This is a genomic window from Ilumatobacter sp., from assembly GCF_041688325.1.
Lineage (GTDB): Bacteria > Actinomycetota > Acidimicrobiia > Acidimicrobiales > Ilumatobacteraceae > Ilumatobacter_A.
Genome location: NZ_JBDNIJ010000303.1, coordinates 26,008 through 44,239 on the forward strand (window position 1 = coordinate 26,008; position 18,232 = coordinate 44,239).

Consider the following 18,232-nt stretch of genomic DNA (forward strand, 5'->3'; position numbering starts at 1 on the left):
ACCCCATGCGTAATTATTTGAGGGTGACGCCGGGTCGTTTGAACAACTTGCGGTGCCATCGACTCGGCGTGAGTGCGATGGAGCGCGGCTCGTCTTCGAACATCCAGCGGGCGAAGTTGCGTTTGCCCCACACGCCACTCGCAGCGACGACTCTGATCGCACCTCGAGCACCCCACGGCTTGGCGAGCACCTTGCCGAGCGCCCGTGACATTTTGTGGTCGGCGAACAGGTGATACGCGACTTCCCGCTCATAAATGCCTGCTGCAACGCTCGGGTGGAGCGCGCCGGCGGCGTCTATCGCCTCGGCGGCGAGTCGGCCTGTCAGTAATGCTTGACCGATGCCTTCGCCCGTCATCACATCGGTCGCCATCGCGGCATCGCCGGTGAACAAGACGCGCCTGCGAGCCAGAACCGCTTCGTCGACACGCGCCGGGATCGGCCAGGCGGTGTGGCGATCCTCCAGCTCGAAGTCAGGGCCCAATGCCTCGACGATGTGCGGGCGTTCGAGCAAGTCGAGCCACAGTTCCTTCATGTCTTTGGTCTTGACTTCGCCACCGCGCAGGACCCCAAAGCCGATGTTGAATCGGCCGTTCGGCAGGGGAAACGACCAGGCGTACCCCGGCAGAAGGTCGGCGTCGAACCAGACATGCAGCTGCTTTGCTGCTGTGCCGGTTGCACCGCGCCCGTACTGCCGAAAGCCGTGCCATTCCCCCAGGTAACCCTGCTCGTTGATCCCGAGTGCCTTGCGCACTGGGCTCCACATGCCATCGGCAGCAATCACGTAGCGAGTGGTGATGTGGAGGTGATCGGCGACGACCTCGATCCGGTCATCATGCTCGATCATCGACTCGAATCCGGATCCGTCGCGCACATCGACTCCGACAGTTCGCGCCAGATCGACGAGTGCGTTGTCGAGTTGGAGTCGCGGCGCAACAGCGGCATACGTGCCCGGCCCGTCGAGCGGAACATCGACCGAACGACCTGACGGCGAACGCAGCGATGCGCCGTCGACCTCAAACCAGTCGACGACCGTGCCCGGATCGAAGGCGAGTAGTTCAAGCTCACGTAACGCCAGCGTGGTCAGGCCATCGCCGCAGCACTTGTCGCGCGGAAAGACCGCTCGATCGATCAACACGACGTCACGCCCAGACCGAGCGAGAGCGATTGCTGCGGCCGATCCGGCGGGGCCGCCACCCACCACCAGCACGTCGGTCGACACGGTCTCGTTCACGTTGTGCAGGCTAGAAGCGCTCACCGACAAGTGCGTGATCACGCTCGTCGATGTGTAAACAGTTACATCACCGTTTCAGCCAGGGAGCTCGGTGTGGACGTTGACGCCAGCGACCGTTAGGCCGATGCCGTCTTTGTCGATATCGCCCACTTTGCCGGCGCTCTCCGACACCTCTTCGATGTCGTCTTTGATCTCTTTGCCCTCGTACAGCTCGCTGAGGGTGATCATGGCCCCGGCCAACGCTGCACCGAGCAATCCGCCCTTGCGACGACCGGCTTCGATCGAGGAGAGTTTCCGTGACGCCCGATACTCCTCTCGGTCGCGGATGATTCGCGCTTGCAACTCGTCGTCCGACCCGGCGAGTTCCTGAGGGTGGGCTCGGTCGGAATTCGCAGCTGCGGCGGTGTCGAGATCGTCGCTCATGCAGAAAGAATACTGAGAAACGCTGCCGCGAAGCAGGCAGCCCCGAACAGTGACGTCGATGCATGACAGCTAACGTCAGCCGTTGAATGAGCGACTTCGAGATGGCCGATACCGACCCGGCCCAGCCCAATGCTGGCACTCCGACGACGAGCGGCGGCCGCACTCCGCCCGTCGCTCCGATGAATGACGCGGCGACTGCAGAGACCTTCGAGAAAATCTTCTTCGAGTTGCGCAAGGTGATCGTTGGCCAGTCCCGATTGTTGGAACGCTTGCTCGTCGGCGTGTTATGTCGCGGCCACTGCCTGCTCGAATCGGTTCCGGGTCTCGCGAAAACGCTCGCCGCCGAAACGCTTGCCGCTGTGGTCGGCGGGTCGTTCGCCCGGATCCAGTTCACGCCTGACCTCTTGCCGTCCGACATTGTCGGCACACGCATTTACCGTGCGGGCAGTGAGACCTTCGACGTCGAACTCGGCCCCGTGTTCGTCAACTTCCTGCTGACCGACGAGATCAACCGTGCACCCGCCAAGGTCCAGTCGGCACTGCTCGAAGTCATGGCCGAACAGCAGGTCACCATTGGCGGCATCACCCACCCAGTCCAGCCGCCGTTCTTCGTCGTCGCCACACAGAATCCGATCGAGTCCGAAGGCGTCTACCAACTCCCCGATGCGCAGCGCGACCGGTTCATGATGAAGATCGTCCTCGATCACCCGAGCGCCGATGAGGAGATGATGATCCTCGACCGGATGGCTGTTGCCTCCGCCGCGCCGGTGCCAGCGCAGGTCATCACGCTCGACGAGCTCATCAGGCTGCAGCAACGCTCTGACGAAGTCTTCGTCGATCGTTCGGTCTCGCAGTACGCCATCGACCTCGTGCAATGCACGCGCTACCCCGACCGTTTCAACCTCGCTGATCTCAGCACGGTGATTGGCCTCGGCGCCAGCCCGCGTGCATCGATCAACTTGGTCAAGGGCGCTCGTGCCATTGCGATGCTCCGAGGCCGCACGTACGCCACGCCGCAGGACGTCTTTGATCTGGCGCCTGAGGTCCTGCGCCACCGCCTGTTGCTGACGTATGACGCGCTTGCCCGCGACATCACGGCCGACCACGTGATCCAGCGGATCTTGGCCACCGTTCCGGCGAACTGGGTGTCGCCCAAGCCGAACGACGCCTTCGAGCGGAGCTGATCGATGCCGGCACCTACAACCGCTGCCGATGTCGCTGGGCGGTCCGGCACGGTGGGAACCTGGGCCCAAGGTCCGCCCACCGAGACCGTCACCGAACTCCTCCGGACGCTCGATCTGACGATCAGTCGTCGGCTCGATGGCGTACTCCACGGCAACTACCAAGGCCTGATCCCCGGCCACGGAACCGAGCCCGGGGAGTCTCGTCCGTATCAACCAGGCGACGACGTCCGGCGCATCGACTGGAACGTGACAGCCAGAACGAACGAGACCTACATTCGCAACCAGATCGCCGATCATGACCTCACCGCCTGGATCGTCGTCGACACTTCTGCCACCATGCGATTCGGCACCGTCCCGAACGACAAGGCAGCAACGGCCCTGTCTGCTGCTGCAGTCATCGGGTTCCTCACTGCTCGCAACCAGAACCGCGTCGGCGCCATCTTGGTTGCGGGGCCCGACATCCACGTCGTGCCGCCACGAGCCGGCAAGAACCAGGTACGCGCCATCCTGTCGACAATCGCATCGGCGCCACCGTCCGAAGGACGCGGCGCTGCCGACCTCGCCGGAGCACTCGACCGAGTCGGAGCTGTTGGCAAGCGACGCGGTTTCGTCGGCGTCATCTCCGACTTCGCCGGCGACGCCTGGGTCGATCCGCTCGGCCGCCTCGGACTTCGCCATGACCTCCTCGCTGTGACGATCCACGATCAACGTGAGTACGACATCCCGCCCATCGGCCTCGTCCACCTCACCGATCCTTCCACCGGACGGACACGCGAAGTTCGAGTCACCGCCAACGTGCAACGCAAGTTCGCCGATGCTGCCGCCGAGCAACGCTCGAGCCGCCTCGATTCCATCGGCCGAAGCGGCGCAGAGATCATCGAGCTCTCTACTCACGGTGACTGGCTCGGCTCCATCGTGCAACACGTGCAACGACGCCGCACCCAGGCCGTGCGGGGAGGCGTCCTGCGCCGATGAGTACCGACTTCATCGCAGGCGGACGACTCTGGTTTCTCCTGATCGTCGTCGCACTGGGCGCGCTCTACGTGGCCTCTTTGCGTTGGCGCAGTCGCACGGCTGTGCGGTTTACGCAGATCGACCTGCTCGACAAGATCGTTCCAGAACGTCCCAAGTGGCGGCGGCATGTGATCGCGGCAATTCAGTTGCTCGGCCTCGCAGCAGCCGTCATTGCGATCGCCAGACCCGTGGACCGGTCCACCGAACGGACCAACAGCGAGGGCCGCATTCTGGTCTTATTCGATGTGTCGCTCTCGATGGAGGCCACCGACGTCGACCCCAACCGCTTCGAGTCGGCCCGCGCCGCAGCTCGCGACTTCATCGACGAAGTGGATGACGGCGTCGAAGTTGGACTCATCTCGTTCTCCGGCAGGGTCACCGTTGCGGTTCCTCCGACACTCGATCGCAGTGCGCTCGATCGAGGGCTCGACCGACTGGTCCTGGCCGAGTCGACAGCGATCGGCGACGCCCTCAGCACCGCCACCGACCTCTTAACGTCCTCCGCCGAAAACGGCGCCAACGTCCCTGCATCCGATGCCGGCATCGCTCCCGGAGTGATCGTCCTCCTCAGCGACGGCGAAACCACGGTGGGCCGGCTCACCTCCGACGGGGCTCAAGATGCGGCCGACGCGGGGATCCCCGTCTTCACGATCGCCTTCGGCACCGAGGCTGGCGTGATCAACGACCCGGTCGGTGGCCAGCCGGTGCCGGTGCCTGTTCGCCCCGCCGATCTGGAACTTGTTGCCGAGGCCACTGGTGGAGCGTCGTTCGAGGCCCGTACCGGCAACGAACTGGTCGAGGCGTACGATCAGATTCAGGCCTCGCTCGGCGACACCCTGGGTGAAGAGATCGAGATCGTCAAGGAGTTGACCTGGCGTTGGGCCATGGCCTCGTTCCTGCTGCTCTCACTTGCTTGGGCACTGAGCCTGTATTGGCTCAGGGGCATGGTCTGACTTACATCACCTTGCTGTAGTCGACCGTCAGCCACTGTTCTGATACCAGACGTGCCACTACCGAGTCGTCGCTCGGAGGGTTGTTCTCGGCGTACCACGCGCCCATCGCGGCGCCCAGGTGCGGGTGGCCAGCTCCTTCGTGTCGATGTTCTTCGTGTCCGTGTCATGCGGCGCCAAGGTCACCGGGCCTTCGACCATGACGTACCGGTAGGGCGGGGCCTCTTGCTGCACCGTCAACGTTGCCCGCTCTCGCTTGGCCAGGGGGTCGGCTACTCGACAAGTGAGAACAGGTGGTCGACAAGCGTCAACACGGTCGCCTGTCCGACGCCAACGACTTCATCACGAAGGCGGAGTGACGACGTCCCAACTGGATCTGCTCAGCTCCGTAGCAACGGCGTCAAGTACATCGGCATTGCTGGGATTGCTCGTCATTTTTCGTCCTTCGTTGGAATGTCAATGCCCCTTCGGGTCCGTCCACGGCTCTGCCTTCGGTACCGCCGCCGAAATTCTTGAGCGAGAACAACGCCGGCACCCCCCCAGCCCCGCAGCCCCGCTCGACCGGTTGTGTCGAAGCGATATCACGGTCCGTGTTATTGGCCGTCAGGGTTCGTGCTCACCGGAGGGACCGTCGTGGGTACCGCTACGTTGCCTGCGCCAGTGCCCGACAAGGCTGACAACTCCGACAGCTCTTCGGCAATCAGCCGCACGACCAACTCATCGAGTGCGAGCTCTTCGTAGTCGGTGGAGGCAATATCGGTCGACCCGCCGGTCGCCGCGCCGCCTGCTCCGTTGCTCAAAAAGACGAACGGGGCACCGGTTGCTTGCGCCAATTGGCGAAACACGGCTTCTGCTTGGTCATCGCTCTCTGACGATGCGATCGGGAAGATCTTTATTCCACGCTCTATCGCAGTGACGACCGAGTCGGTGTACGGCGTCGCCACCTGACGACCGACCTGGGGCGGGGCATCTGCGATGATGAATATCAGCTGGATCGCCTGGGCCGGATCACGCCAGGCTGGCTTGGCAAGCGCATCGGCGAGCCCTTCGTCGAGTGCCTCCGGATAGTCGCCGCCGCCATCGGCCACAACATCGGCCAATGCGGCACGGAACTGCTCGACGTCGGACGTGAAGTCGTAGTTTGCGGTGACGAACACATCGCCCTCATCCCGGTAGAGCGTCATTGCAAACCGCACGTCAGGCGCCGGGTCGAGTGACGCGACGCGAGCTGCAACGGTGTCGATGGTCTGCTTCAACCGATCGATCTCGTCGCCCATCGAGCCGGTCGCGTCGAGCAGGAACAAGACGTCGAGCGGCACCGGCGAGGCGATCGTTGCGGACGGAGCGACGATCGTGATGTCTTCGCCTGCTGCGGCCGCCACCAACTCCATGTCGGACATGCCTCTGCCGAGACCGAAGTCCACAATGCCATCTGTCGCCCCGCCGTAGAAGCCCGGGTGGAATCGGACAGTGCCGTCGGCCGTGGTCCGAAGTTTGATCGGAATCCCGTCAGGCGTGAGGGTGCTCGACGATGCCTCAACCACTGCGCCCGGAACCGGGTTGCCTGCCGCGTCGACAACGCGGACAATCGTGCGCCCAGCAGCATCGAGGTCGCGGGTGACGATGCCGAGCCCTTGAATGCGGTCGAGATAGTCCAGAAAGCCCTGGTAGTCAGCATTGTCGTCGACGCTTCCCGCACGCAGGGGGGTCGTGTCGACGGGCCCATCGATCGGCGGCTCGATTGGCCGGTCTTCAAAGGGCAGCGGCTCGGCACGCGAGTCGCTAGCAACGTCTTCAAGGACGCCGGACTCAGCAGCAAGCTTGGGTTCGCCTACGCCGCCCGACCACTCCGGTTCACCGCCAATCCATCCGCCCGTCATGGGTGGCGGTGTCGGTGGCGGTGTCGAAGGAACTGTCTCCTCGATGGTTGCCGACGTCGAGGCAGGCGCGCTCACGCCGATGCCGACTTGGGAGTCGTCACTCCCGCACGCGGTCATCAGCAGCGTGAGTACCGCCGCTGCGGCCACGAGACGTTGGAGTTGTGTGCGCTGCTGCATGTCCTTTGGACGTCGCAGCCACCGGGTTGGTTCCCGTCAGTCGATAAGTCCTCGGAGCTGCTCGATCATGGCAGTCGAATCAGCGCCGACCGGGTTGACCGACAGGTGCGTGACCCCAGCCTCTTTGTACGCAGCGATGCGCTCCTTGACGTAGCTCGCTGGGCCGACGAGGTTCGTGTTGGCAAGCATCTCGGCGGGCACGAGCGAGGCGGCCTTTTCCTTGCTGCCGTCGAGGTAGTTGTCCTGGATTGCGATGGCTTCGTCCACGTAGCCGTACTTCTGCATGATCGTGTTGTAGAAGTTCTGGTCGCGGGCGCCCATGCCACCCACGTAGAGCGCCACGCTTGGGCGGGCCATGTCGAGCACCGCATTGGCCTTGTCGCCAACGAGGTCTTCGCCAATCGCAACCATGCCACCAGCGGAGATCTGCACCGGGCCGAGCGACGCGTCACGCTTGGCAGTGCCTTTCTTCAGTTCTGCTCCCCAGACGTTGTGGAACTTCTCCGGGTCGAAGAAGATTGGCAGCCAGCCGTCGGCGTGCTCGGCGGTTGCCGTGACGGACAGGCCCATCAAGCTGGCCCAGAAGATCGGGACGTGCTCGCGCACCGGATGGTTGATCAGCTTCAGCGGCTTGCCGAGACCCGTTCCTTCACCATCGGGCAGCGGGATCTGCACGGTCGGGCCGTCGTACACAACCTTCTCGCGCTTGGTGACCATGCGGCAGACGTTGATGTAATCGCGGATGCGCGGCATTGGCTTCTCGTACGGAACGCCGTGGAAGCCTTCGATGACCTGCGGTCCAGAGGCGCCGAGGCCAAGGATGAACCGGCCACTCGACACGAAGTCGAGGCCTGCTGCGGTCTGACCCATGCACGTCGCGGTACGCGAGAACACGTTCAGAATCCCGGCACCGATTTCGATCGTGTCGGTCTTGGCAGCGAGGTAACCCATTTGCGACACCGAGTCGAAGCTGTACGCCTCGGGCACCCAGACGACATCGAGGCCAGCCTTTTCGAGTTCCTGAACCTTTGCGACGTCGGCGTGGAAGTCACCGGAGTAGCTGATCTGCATAGAGAGCTTCATGGATCTGACGATACGTGAACAGCTCTGCACTCGAACAATCGAGGCGAAGCAAACGGAGCTGATCGACTCAGCCGTTGAGGTTGCCGCTGCGGAAACCTTCGAGGTCGAGCGTGACGTATTTGTAGCCGGCGCCCTTGACCGCGTCGACGATTTCGACGCGCCGCTCGACGGCTCCGAAGAGCTCCGAGCATTCGACCTCGATGCGCGCCATGTCGTCGTAGTGGCGCACGCGGACCTGCGCGAACCCGAGCCGATGAAGCGCTGCTTCGGCGCGATCGACTCGCGAGAGGATCCCGACCGACACCTCGGTGCCGTACGGAATCCGAGAGGCGAGGCACGCCGCTGCAGGCTTGTCGTGCGTGCGTAACCCGAGGTAGGCCGATGCTGCGCGGACATCGGCCTTGGTGAAACCGGCATCGACGAGCGGGAATACTGCCCCCGCCTGTTCGGCCGCCTGCTGACCCGGGCGGTGATCGCCGAGGTCGTCGACGTTCACGCCCAGCACAATGGTTGCACCCTCGGCCTGCGCAATCGGCCCGACGACGTCCATCAATTCGGCTTTGCAGTGGAAACAACGATCGGTGTCGTTCAGCCGGTAGGCCGCTCGCTCCATCTCGTTGGTCGAGACCGGCGTCCAGCGCAGGTCCCACTCTTGGGCAAGTGCCCGACAGTCTCGCTCTTCGTCACCGGCCAACGACGGCGACACCGCGGTGACGCAGTGGGCACGTTCAGCGCCGAGCACGCGCCGGGCGGAGGCCGCCAGGAACGCAGAATCGGCGCCTCCACTAAATGCAATGACCGTGTTGCCGAGCAGACGCAGTCCAGCGTCGAGTGCCTCGATCTTCGCTGCAAGTGCGGGATCGAGCGTGGCGACCATAGGAGCCAGTATGCCCGAGCCCAGTTGATTAGCCCTTACGGGCTTCGTCTTCGGCCTTCAGCTCGTTGCTGACCTTTTTGGCGTGACGGGCCCGAATCGTGGGGTCGAGCTCGACCTTGCGGATACGAATGTTGTCTGGCGTGACTTCGACGCATTCGTCGACGCTGATGAACTCGAGTGCACCTTCGAGCGACAGCAACTTCGGTGGCGTGACCTTGACGGTGTCGTCGGACGACGACGCACGCACGTTGGTCTGCTTCTTCTCACGACAGATGTTGACGTCCATGTCGCCGGCGCGGGAGTTCTCGCCAATGATCATGCCTTCATAGACGTCGTCGCCAGCCTTGACCATCATGGCCGAGCGGTCTTGCAGGTTGATCATGGCGTAGTTGGTGACGGGACCCATACGGTCACTGACCAGCACGCCCTGCGCACGAGCACGGATCTCGCCCGCCCACAGTTCGTAGCCTTCGAAGATGTGGCTGATGATGCCGGTGCCGCGGGTCTCCGTCATGAACTGTGTACGGAAACCAATGAGGCCACGGGCTGGCACGAGGTAGTCGAGGCGAACCCAACCGCTACCGCCCATGTTCTGCATCCGACCCTTGCGGGTGGCCAACAGCTGCGTCACTGCACCGAGGTATTCGTCGGGGACGTCAATGGTGACACGCTCGACTGGCTCGTGGACCTTGCCGTCGATTTCTTTGGTCAGCACGATCGGCTTACCAACGGTCAGCTCGAAACCTTCGCGACGCATCTGTTCGACGAGGATCGCCAACTGCAGTTCACCACGGGCCTGCACTTCCCAGGCGTCAGGCCGCGCTGTCGGGAGGACGCGGATTGATACGTTGCCGACCAGTTCTTGGTCGAGGCGGGCCTTGACCAAGCGAGCGGTGAGCTTCTTACCCTCGCGGCCAGCGAGCGGTGAGGTATTGATGCCGATAGTCATCGACAGTGCGGGCTCATCGACAATGATCAACGGCAGCGCGATCGGGTTCTCCAGGTCGGCCAACGTCTCACCGATGAAGATGTCTTCGATACCGGCGATGGCTGCGAGGTCTCCTTGACGAGCCGATTCAACCGGCACGCGGGTGAGGTGTTCGGTGAGGAACAGCTCGGAGATTTTTGCTCGGGCGATCGTGCCGTCGACCTTGCACCAGGCAACCTGCTGCCCCTTACGGATCTCGCCTTCCATGATGCGGAGCAATGCCATGCGTCCGAGGTAGGGCGAGGAATCGAGGTTGGTGACCCATGCCTGCAGTGGTGCACCCTCGGTGTAGGTCGGTGCGGGAATGCTCTCCAGAATGACGTTGACGAACGCCGTCAGGTCTTTGCCGGTCACGTCGCCCTTGACAATGGCCTGCGCCTCGTCAAGGTCGAGCGTTGCCCAGCCGTCGCGGCCTGAGCAGTAAACGATCGGGAACTCGACCTGGTCTTCACGGGCATCGAGATCGAAGAAGAGTTCGTAGACCTCATCGACGACTTCGGCGGTGCGAGCGTCGGCGCGGTCGATCTTGTTGATCGCGAGGATCACTGGCAGGTTGCGAGCAAGCGCCTTGCGGAGTACGAAACGGGTCTGCGGGAGCGGGCCCTCAGCGGAGTCCACAAGAAGCACGATGCCGTCGACCATGGTAAGCGCACGCTCAACTTCGCCACCGAAGTCGGCGTGGCCGGGCGTGTCAACGATGTTGAGGGTGATCTTCTCGCCGCTCGCTTTGTCATCCCAGACGAGAGACGTGTTCTTGGCGAGAATCGTGATGCCCTTTTCTCGTTCGAGGTCGCCGGAGTCCATGACTCGCTCAATGACTTCTTCGTGTGCGCTGAAAGCACCCGACTGCTGGAGCATGGCGTCGACGAGCGTGGTCTTGCCATGATCGACGTGCGCGACGATCGCGAGGTTGCGGATGTCAGTTCGCGACGACAGTCCGTCTGCGAGCGTCTGGGTTGTTTCTGTAGAAGACACGATTGACCACGCTATCCACGTTTCACAACCGAACGATCGATGCGCCCCGCGTCACATCACAGTCACAGCCGAGGTCTGCGAGCATTCGTTGCGATCATCGCCCTCGGCGTGGTGCTGTCTGATATGTGGGGCCAAGCGATCCAGGCCGAATCAGCCGACCCGGCGGGTGTGGCCCTCCCAGTACGGCTCCCGCAAATCTTTCTTCAGGATCTTGCCCGTGGGGTTGCGTGGGAGTTCGGTCACCCAATCGACGGTCGTGGGGCACTTGAAGCCAGCGAGCTGTGTTTTAGCGAACGCAATGATGGAAGCAGCCGTGGCGTCATCGGCGGTGGCACCCTCTGCTGCGACCACGACGGCCTTGCCAGTTTCGCCCCACTTCTCATGCGGCACGCCGATGACCGCGACGTCGGCAATGGCCTCGTGCTTCATCAGCACATTTTCGACTTCCGCCGGATACACATTCTCGCCGCCCGAAACGATCATGTCCTTCACACGGTCGTGGATGTAGAGATAGCCGTCGACGTCGAGGTAGCCGGCATCACCTGACTTGAACCAGCCGTCGTCCGTGAGTGCCTTGGCTGTTTCTTCCGGCATCTTCCAGTAACCAAGCATGTTCTGCGGCGTGCGCACCCAGATCTCGCCGACCTCGCCGAGCCCAACGTCTTCACCACCGTCGCCCACGATCCGTGCTTCGACCCCTGGGCCGGCAACACCACAGGAACGGAGGCGATGCTTGTTCGGCCCATTCGGGTCGTGGTCTTCAGGCGGCAGGTTGAACACTGCGCCCGTCGTCTCGGTGAGCCCGTAGGCCTGCCAAAACTTGCACGGCTTGAACTTCTCGACACAGGCCGCCAGCACTTCTTCGCTGATCGGCGATGCTCCGTAGACAAGGATCTGCAGGCTCGAGAAGTCGGCGCCCTCCATGTTCGGCATCATCAGCATGAACTGCAGCACTGCTGGCACAACAAAACCGTGGGTGACCTTCTCGTTCTGAATGAGATCGATCAGGCCAGCCGGGTCGAGCTCACGGAGGATCACCGTGGTGCAACCTTCGTACATGCCTGCAGTCGCCCAGCCGCCGCCACCAATGTGGAAGAGCGGCATCGCTGCGAGGTTGATCGCGTCGCCGGACAGCTCCCAGATCTCCTTGGCCATCGGAAGCAAGCTGAAGAAGTTGTCGTTGGACAGCATGACGCCCTTCGGGCGGCCGGTCGTGCCCGACGAGTAGAGCTGGAACGCAACGTCGCCGCCAACCGCTTCGACGCCGGGGTCTTCGGCAGCGAAACCGTTGATCCAGGTTTCGAAGTCGTCGTAGCCGCCATTTGCTTCACCGACCCCACCGATGACCAGAATCTTCGTCGTCGACGTGAGCTCGTCCTTGATGGCGTCAAGGATCGGCACAAAGTCAGGCCCGGCAACGAGCACCTTGGCTTCGGCGTCGTTCACGATAAAGGCGACTTCAGGCGGAGCAAGGCGCCAATTGACGTCGACCGCTACGGCGTTGAGGAGCGACGCACCGAAGAACACATCGAAATGTTCGATGCCGTTCTTGTCGAGGAATGCCACACGGTCTTCTGCTCCGACGCCGACCGACGCGAGCGCCTGGGCGGTTCGTTGCGCCCGTTTATAGACGTCGGCCCAGGACAGACGCCGTTGCCCTTCGATCAGGGCGGTGTGCTCGGACCTGCCCACACCGTGTGTGCGGACGATTCCGGCGACGTTCGTGATGGCGCTCATGACGTGACAATAGACACGTCGAGATCAATGACCCAATATCAGCGCAATATCAGCGCAACATCAGCGCAACAGGGCACGACGCATCCCTCCTCTCCGCTCGGCCGGACCATATGGTATTTCCATGACCGGCTTGTTGGAGAACTCCGCCACCAAAGTCGAGAAGGTTCCTGCAACAGCGTCGCCGACGTTCTCGAGCCCGCCTCCGGCATTCCCACCGCCGAATCCGTCCGACAATAGCGATAGACGCCGACTCACGATTCTTGGCATCGTCGCAGTACTCGCTCTCGTCCTGGCAGTCGGGATGGGCCTGCTGTGGATGTCGGCAAAGAGCGCGACCGGCGATGCCGAAGCCGCACGAGATACCGCCATCGCCGACGCTGGGGCCAGCGCCACCGGACAAGCGAATCTCGAGTCAGAACTCGCGACCGCTCGGGCTGATCTCGACGCTTTGCAGGCTTCCACCGATGCACTGACCGCCGAGCGTGACGGGGCCGTCTCCGAGCTCGAAGCCGGCGCAGACGACCTGGCTCAGCTCCGCACGCAGGCGGATGACTTGACCGTCAACAACGAGCAGTTGGCCGACGAGATCGCCACGCTGCGCCAGGAACTCAAGTCGGCACAGACCGAGCTGGACGAGGTGCGTGCTGATCCTGCCCCGACCAGCCCTGACGTCATCACCTTCGACATCGCTGGCAACCCTGACTTCGCCCGCTACATCGGCGAGACATTGACGTCACGGAGAGGCTCGAGCCGCCTCCGCCAAGACCAAAGCGAATGCTTCGGTGCCGCGCTCGTCACTGACATCGGTCTCGACGGTCTCGGCAAGGGCCTGACCCTCGCTGCGTCGGCTGCCGACAACAACGTCGTCGTCGGCGCGATGCAACGAGCCGCGGGCACCTGCAACATCAATCTCAGCCTGATCTTCTAATCCGGTAGCCGAGCTCGAAGGAGCGAACTGCACGAGCGAAAATGTTCGACTCGACATCGGGTTCGGTGATGACGGTCAGCTTGGTCACGCGCCGGCTCAGCTGACCAAACACAGCGCTGAGTGTCGCCCGCGCAACATGGGTACCGATACACAAGTGCGTCCCGAAGCCGAATGCGACGTGCGGGTTCGGGTTGCGCCGGATGTCGAATGTCAACGGCTCGTTGAACACCGCCTCGTCGAAGTTCGCTGCCGGGTACAGCAACACGATGCGGTCCCCTCGCTCGATCTTGCGCCCGCCGACCACGGCATCAACAGCTGCGCGGCGGAACATGTTGTTGAGCGGTGTCACCCAGCGTAAGATCTCTTCGACCGCACCAGGTACCAAGCTCGGGTCTGCTGCCATGGCGTCCCACTGCTCGGGATGATCGACGAAGGTGCGCAGCCCGTGGCTGATTGCGGTTCGAGTCGTCTCCGCACCACCCGAAATGAAGAGGCCGACTTCGTGGACGATTGCCTCCGGCGACAGCGGCTCGCCGTCGATGGTGGCATGCACCCATCGCGAGATCAAGTCATCGGTGGGGTCGGCATACTTTTCCATCGCCACTGCCTGCAGCGCCTCGACAAACTCCATGTTCGCGGCGAAGAACTCACGGAAGACCTTGCCGTCGCGCTCGCGCATGTCGGTTCGCATCAACCGCTCGGACCACGACTTCAGGTCAGGCCAACGTTCTTCGGGATAACCGAGCAGCTGCGCTGTCAGCCTCGCCGGAAGCTGACCCGAGATCGCATCGATGACTTCCATGTGGTCACCGGCTGCGAGCGCGGCATCGATGAGTTCACGCGCCAGGTCATCGATACCGGCCTGACGTTGCTCTACTGACTTCTTCGTGAAGTCACCCTGCACCAACATCCGCTGTTGGCGATGTCGCGGATCGTCCTGAGCAATCATGTTGATCTCGCTCGGCGACCAGACGGCCCGGTAACCCTGCCCGGACAGAAAGACCGTCGATCGTCGTTCAACGTCCATCAGGTCGGCGTGCCGAGTGATTCCCCAGAGTCCATTACGATCATCTCGATAGACGGGCTCGTTGGCCCGCATCCAGGCCCACGCACCGTGTGGGTTCGAGCTGTAAAAGTCGGGGTCGAGGAGATCAAACTCGAGCCGCTCCGTCGACGTAGGGGCTGGTTCCGTGGCAGCCATTTTACTTGCCTTCGAACTTGGGGGTGCGCTTCTCGACGAAGGCGGCAACAGCCTCGGCGTGGTCAGCAGAGTTAAAGCAGGGCATCTCTAAGGCCATCGACAAATCGAAGCTTGTGAGCAACGCTTGCTTCAACTGCTGGTTGACCGCGATTTTTGTGCCCTGTACCGCCAGCGGCGCCTGTGCTGCGATTCGTTCGGCCCACCGCAGGGCGACCGCCCCAACATCTTCGGCCGGGCAAATCTCGGCTGCGACACCGAGCCGGAGTGCCTCAAGGGCGGTGAGTGGGTCCCCCAGCATCAGGTGTCGTTTCGCCGCCATTGGGCCAAGTAGGAGTGGCCAAATTGCCGCCCCGCCGTCACCGGCGACGAGACCGACCTGGACGTGCGGATCGATGATCGCGGCTGTCTCGGCCATCACGATCACGTCGCACATGAGCGCGATCGAAGCGCCGAGGCCGACCGCCGGTCCGTTCAGCCCGCACACGATCGGAATCTCTACATCAAGCTGATCCCAGATGATCTGTTTCCCTTCGCGGCGCAGTCGCGTCAATCGATCCGGGGACCGCAGTTCAGGGAACCAGGCCATGTCGCCGCCGGCCGAGAACGCCCGGCCCGATCCGGTCAGCACGATCACCCTCGCCCCGTCGAGCAGTTCGCCGTCGGCCATCTTGAGCATGCGGAACAGCTCGCCGAAGTCGTGATGCAACTGCGCGTCGACGGCATTCATCGGTGAGTTCGGGTGGTCGATCGTGGCGGTCACCACGTGGCCGGTACGGGCAAGCGAGATCGTCTCCATGTACGGGAACGTACGCGAGCTGCGCTGCTCCGTTCGAACCGGGCTCCTGCGCTGCTCTTGCCAGCGCCTTACCCTCGGCATGGACGATGGTGTACATGGACAGACAACAGGCAGCCGGATGGCTGCATCGCCGAGCTGGGCTCGGCCTCCATCCCAATGACCTCAAGGCCGAAGTCGAGCGCGACCCCGACGACTCACTCGATGCCTTCTTTGCTCCACCAGCTACGCCGCGCCACATCTGGGCCGACACCGATCTCGATCCACAGAACAAGGGCCGTGCCGCCGCTGTTCGAGCCTGGCTCGGCGCCCTCATCGCGAGCGACCGTCCGTTCCACGATCGCAGAACCTGGATGCTGCATGGATGGCTGGTCAGCTCGCTGGACAAGGTGCCAAATCCCGAAGCGATGGTCGAACAGATCCAGCTCTTCGAACAGTCCGGCAGCGTTGACTTCGCCGACCTCCTGGGTGATCTGACCATCAACCGAGCGATGCTCGTCTACCTCGACGGCAGGACGTCCACCGCTCAAGCGCCCAACGAGAACTACGGCCGGGAGTTACTGGAACTGTTTGGCCTCGGCGAAGGCAACTACACCGAGGCCGACGTGCAGGCTGCGGCGATTGCGCTCACCGGGTGGACGATCGATCGACGAGACCGCAGTGCAAAGTTCGTTCGGCGACGCCACGACGACACATCGCAAACGCTGCTCGGCGCCACCGGTGTCAACGACGTCGGATCGGTCATCGACGCGGTCATCAACGATCCGGCTCACCCGGGCTTCGTTGCCGACCGCATCATCTCCGAATATCTCGGGGACCTCACAGGCGACACCCGCGAAGACGTGCGAAGCGACTTGATCAGTACGTACAAAGCAACTGGTCGGCGCCTCGATGCGGTCATTGAACAGGCGCTACGGCTCGGCCTCAAAGGAGCATCGACAACTGTCGTGCTCGACCCGATCCGCTGGCTCGTGATTTGCGCTCGTGCGACCGGCGTCGACTTGAGCGGGCTCCGTCGTTCAGCAACCCAGTCGATACGCGAGATGGGTCAGGTCCCGCTGTTCCCGCCCAGCGTCGCCGGTTGGCCCCGGGGAACCGAGTGGCTGACCTCGAGTTCGCTCATTGCTCGAACCAACGTTGCAGCAGCGCTCGCCGCAGCTACTGACCCATCCGAGCCGCTCCACATCGCTGCTGAAGACAACGACGTCGATCAGCTTGCCGAACACCTGGGCCTACGCGAACCGTTCGGCGCTGGCACGCGCAGCGCCATCGGCTCAACAGCAGATCCTGTCGGACGCCTCACCGTTGCGCTCGTCTGCCCGGAAAGCCTTCTCGCATGATCGTCATTTCACGGCGCCGCTTCCTTGCCCTATCGGGCGGCCTCCTCGCCACCGGGTGCGCTGCCACGCAGCCGGCCGACCCGACTTTTTCATCGTCCGCGTCATCCCCATCGTCTCCATCGTCGTCAGCGAAATCTGCTCCGACCACCACAGCCCCAACCACCACTGCAGGCGTGGTCACCACCGTGTCAACCCCACCTGAACTCGCATCAGCAGCCATGGTCGATCAACCTGTCTTAGTGCTCGTCGAACTGCGGGGCGGTAACGACGCGGTCAACACTTTGCCGCCCTTGACGGGCGCGTACCGCGATCTCCGTCCGACGTTGTCGCTGGCGGAGAGCGACATCATGATGAGCACGGCGCTTCAGGGTCATGGCCTGCATCCGTCGTTGAGTCCGCTCCTCCCGTTTGTAGAAAGCGGGCGCATGGCAACGCTCGCAGGCATCGGTTTCGACGATCCGAACCGATCGCACTTCGTGTCGATGGATCGGTGGGCGCGTGCTGACCGACTCGACGACAGCCTCGGCTGGCTCGGTCGTTGGCTTGACACGCTGCCGGACGAACTCACCTCGCTCGGCGCCACGTCACTCGGCGCTGTCGGCGAAGTAGCCATCGGGGCCTCAAAAAGCGCCACGGTGATTGATGACGTCGATGCGTTCGCATTCCCCTCAACGCTGAGTAACGCCACCATTCGAGCGCTCGGCGAGCAGCAAAGCGACGACCCAATCGTTGCTGCCGCCCAGCGAGCATTCGTCGATTCGGTTGGCGCCATCGAAGAATTCGACCAGATCGCTGACGCAGTACGAGCACGCACTCCGAAGCGCGCCGCCGATGCCCTCGGGGCCCAATCCGGTGCCTACACGACGGGGCTGGCCGTCGCCGCCGAGATGATTCTCGGCGACGTCGGAACGCGTGTCGTCACCATCTCGGTCAACGGGTTCGACACGCACAGCGAACAGTTGGAAACCCATGCTGCACTCCTCGCTGACCTGGCGAACGGGCTGTCCCAGTTTTGGGCGACGCTCGACGACGCCGGTGCCAGCGATCGAATTCTGCTCGCCACGACCAGCGAGTTCGGCCGACGCGTCGCTCAGAACGCCAGCGAAGGTTGCGACCACGGCGCAGCCGGTGTGTCGTTCCTCATGGGCAACTCCGTCAACGGCGCGCTGTTCGGAGCGCTCGACACCAGCGACCTCCTCGACGGCGATCTTCGCCCGCAGCTCGATCCCCGGCTGATGTTCACCGCCTGCCTCGACTGGCTCGGTGGCGACGTCGAACAGATCCTCGGCAAGCGCTACGAAGAGATCGCATTGCTCAAGTAAAGGAGCAGAGTGTCACCGACGACAGTCGGCCGCGTGGCCCCGAGAGCGCAGCGAATTCGGGCGCAGCCCGAAGACTTCTGAGCTGCGACGCCAGTCGCAGGGCCGACGAAGTCAGCCGCGTGGCCCCGA

Annotated in this window: 15 protein-coding genes; 6 read left to right on the plus strand and 9 right to left on the minus strand. The window is 63.0% G+C overall.

The window, feature by feature from the left end:
- Positions 1-13 precede the first annotated feature (13 nt).
- The gene (locus tag ACH2EI_RS16220) at positions 14-1,231 is read right to left on the minus strand and encodes a geranylgeranyl reductase family protein (protein ID WP_395160781.1); all 1,218 of its coding nucleotides are present in this window, start codon (positions 1,229-1,231) and stop codon (positions 14-16) included.
- A 75-nt stretch (positions 1,232-1,306) separates the two neighbouring features.
- Positions 1,307-1,654, minus strand: coding sequence for a hypothetical protein (locus ACH2EI_RS16225; RefSeq protein WP_395153003.1), 348 nt, complete (start codon positions 1,652-1,654; stop codon positions 1,307-1,309).
- Positions 1,655-1,740: 86 nt separating this feature from the next.
- On the opposite strand from ACH2EI_RS16225, the gene ACH2EI_RS16230 reads away from it, so the two are divergent.
- From ACH2EI_RS16230 to ACH2EI_RS16240, 3 genes are read left to right on the plus strand one after another with little or no spacing between them, the layout of a single operon-like run.
- Complete coding sequence (locus ACH2EI_RS16230) at positions 1,741-2,838, plus strand: AAA family ATPase (protein ID WP_395153004.1); 1,098 nt, start codon at positions 1,741-1,743, stop codon at positions 2,836-2,838.
- 3 nt (positions 2,839-2,841) lie between these two features.
- Entirely contained in the window at positions 2,842-3,813 is a 972-nt protein-coding gene (locus ACH2EI_RS16235; protein WP_395153005.1) for a DUF58 domain-containing protein, read from the plus strand.
- Positions 3,810-4,805 carry a VWA domain-containing protein gene (locus tag ACH2EI_RS16240; RefSeq protein WP_395153006.1) on the plus strand — a complete coding sequence of 332 codons (996 nt, stop codon included), beginning with the start codon at positions 3,810-3,812 and terminating at the stop codon, positions 4,803-4,805. The genes ACH2EI_RS16235 and ACH2EI_RS16240 overlap by 4 nt, the downstream gene beginning before the upstream one ends.
- Before the next feature lie 590 nt (positions 4,806-5,395).
- On the opposite strand, the gene ACH2EI_RS16245 is transcribed toward ACH2EI_RS16240, so the two are convergent.
- The 5 genes from ACH2EI_RS16245 to ACH2EI_RS16265 all read right to left on the minus strand — a co-directional run bounded on the left by ACH2EI_RS16245 (position 5,396) and on the right by ACH2EI_RS16265 (position 12,519).
- Positions 5,396-6,859: a VWA domain-containing protein gene (locus tag ACH2EI_RS16245; RefSeq protein ID WP_395153007.1), complete on the minus strand. Its 1,464-nt coding sequence runs from the start codon at positions 6,857-6,859 to the stop codon at positions 5,396-5,398.
- Between the two features lie 36 nt (positions 6,860-6,895).
- A complete protein-coding gene (locus ACH2EI_RS16250; RefSeq protein ID WP_395153008.1) occupies positions 6,896-7,942 on the minus strand; it encodes an LLM class F420-dependent oxidoreductase in 1,047 nt (348 codons plus the stop codon).
- 67 nt (positions 7,943-8,009) lie between these two features.
- Positions 8,010-8,819, minus strand: a complete 810-nt coding sequence (larE, locus tag ACH2EI_RS16255; RefSeq protein WP_395153009.1) for an ATP-dependent sacrificial sulfur transferase LarE — start codon at positions 8,817-8,819, stop codon at positions 8,010-8,012.
- Positions 8,820-8,847: 28 nt separating this feature from the next.
- Positions 8,848-10,782, minus strand: a complete 1,935-nt coding sequence (typA, locus tag ACH2EI_RS16260; protein ID WP_395160783.1) for a translational GTPase TypA — start codon at positions 10,780-10,782, stop codon at positions 8,848-8,850.
- A gap of 150 nt (positions 10,783-10,932) precedes the next feature.
- The gene (locus tag ACH2EI_RS16265) at positions 10,933-12,519 is read right to left on the minus strand and encodes a long-chain-fatty-acid--CoA ligase (protein ID WP_395152773.1); all 1,587 of its coding nucleotides are present in this window, start codon (positions 12,517-12,519) and stop codon (positions 10,933-10,935) included.
- Between the two features lie 121 nt (positions 12,520-12,640).
- Here ACH2EI_RS16265 and ACH2EI_RS16270 point away from each other — a divergent pair, with 121 nt between their 5' ends.
- Positions 12,641-13,447: a hypothetical protein gene (locus ACH2EI_RS16270; protein WP_395152774.1), complete on the plus strand. Its 807-nt coding sequence runs from the start codon at positions 12,641-12,643 to the stop codon at positions 13,445-13,447.
- On the opposite strand, the gene ACH2EI_RS16275 is transcribed toward ACH2EI_RS16270, so the two are convergent.
- Positions 13,431-14,648, minus strand: a complete 1,218-nt coding sequence (locus ACH2EI_RS16275; RefSeq protein ID WP_395160785.1) for a cytochrome P450 — start codon at positions 14,646-14,648, stop codon at positions 13,431-13,433. The genes ACH2EI_RS16270 and ACH2EI_RS16275 overlap by 17 nt on opposite strands.
- A gap of 1 nt (position 14,649) precedes the next feature.
- On the minus strand, positions 14,650-15,444 hold the full coding sequence (locus ACH2EI_RS16280; protein ID WP_395152776.1) for an enoyl-CoA hydratase/isomerase family protein: 795 nt from the start codon (positions 15,442-15,444) through the stop codon (positions 14,650-14,652).
- A gap of 95 nt (positions 15,445-15,539) precedes the next feature.
- On the opposite strand from ACH2EI_RS16280, the gene ACH2EI_RS16285 reads away from it, so the two are divergent.
- Positions 15,540-16,781 (plus strand): DUF1800 family protein, encoded by a 1,242-nt coding sequence (locus tag ACH2EI_RS16285; protein WP_395152777.1) that lies wholly within the window; start codon positions 15,540-15,542, stop codon positions 16,779-16,781.
- 185 nt (positions 16,782-16,966) lie between these two features.
- Entirely contained in the window at positions 16,967-18,103 is a 1,137-nt protein-coding gene (locus tag ACH2EI_RS16290) for a DUF1501 domain-containing protein (RefSeq protein WP_395152778.1), read from the plus strand.
- Positions 18,104-18,232: the final 129 nt, after the last annotated feature.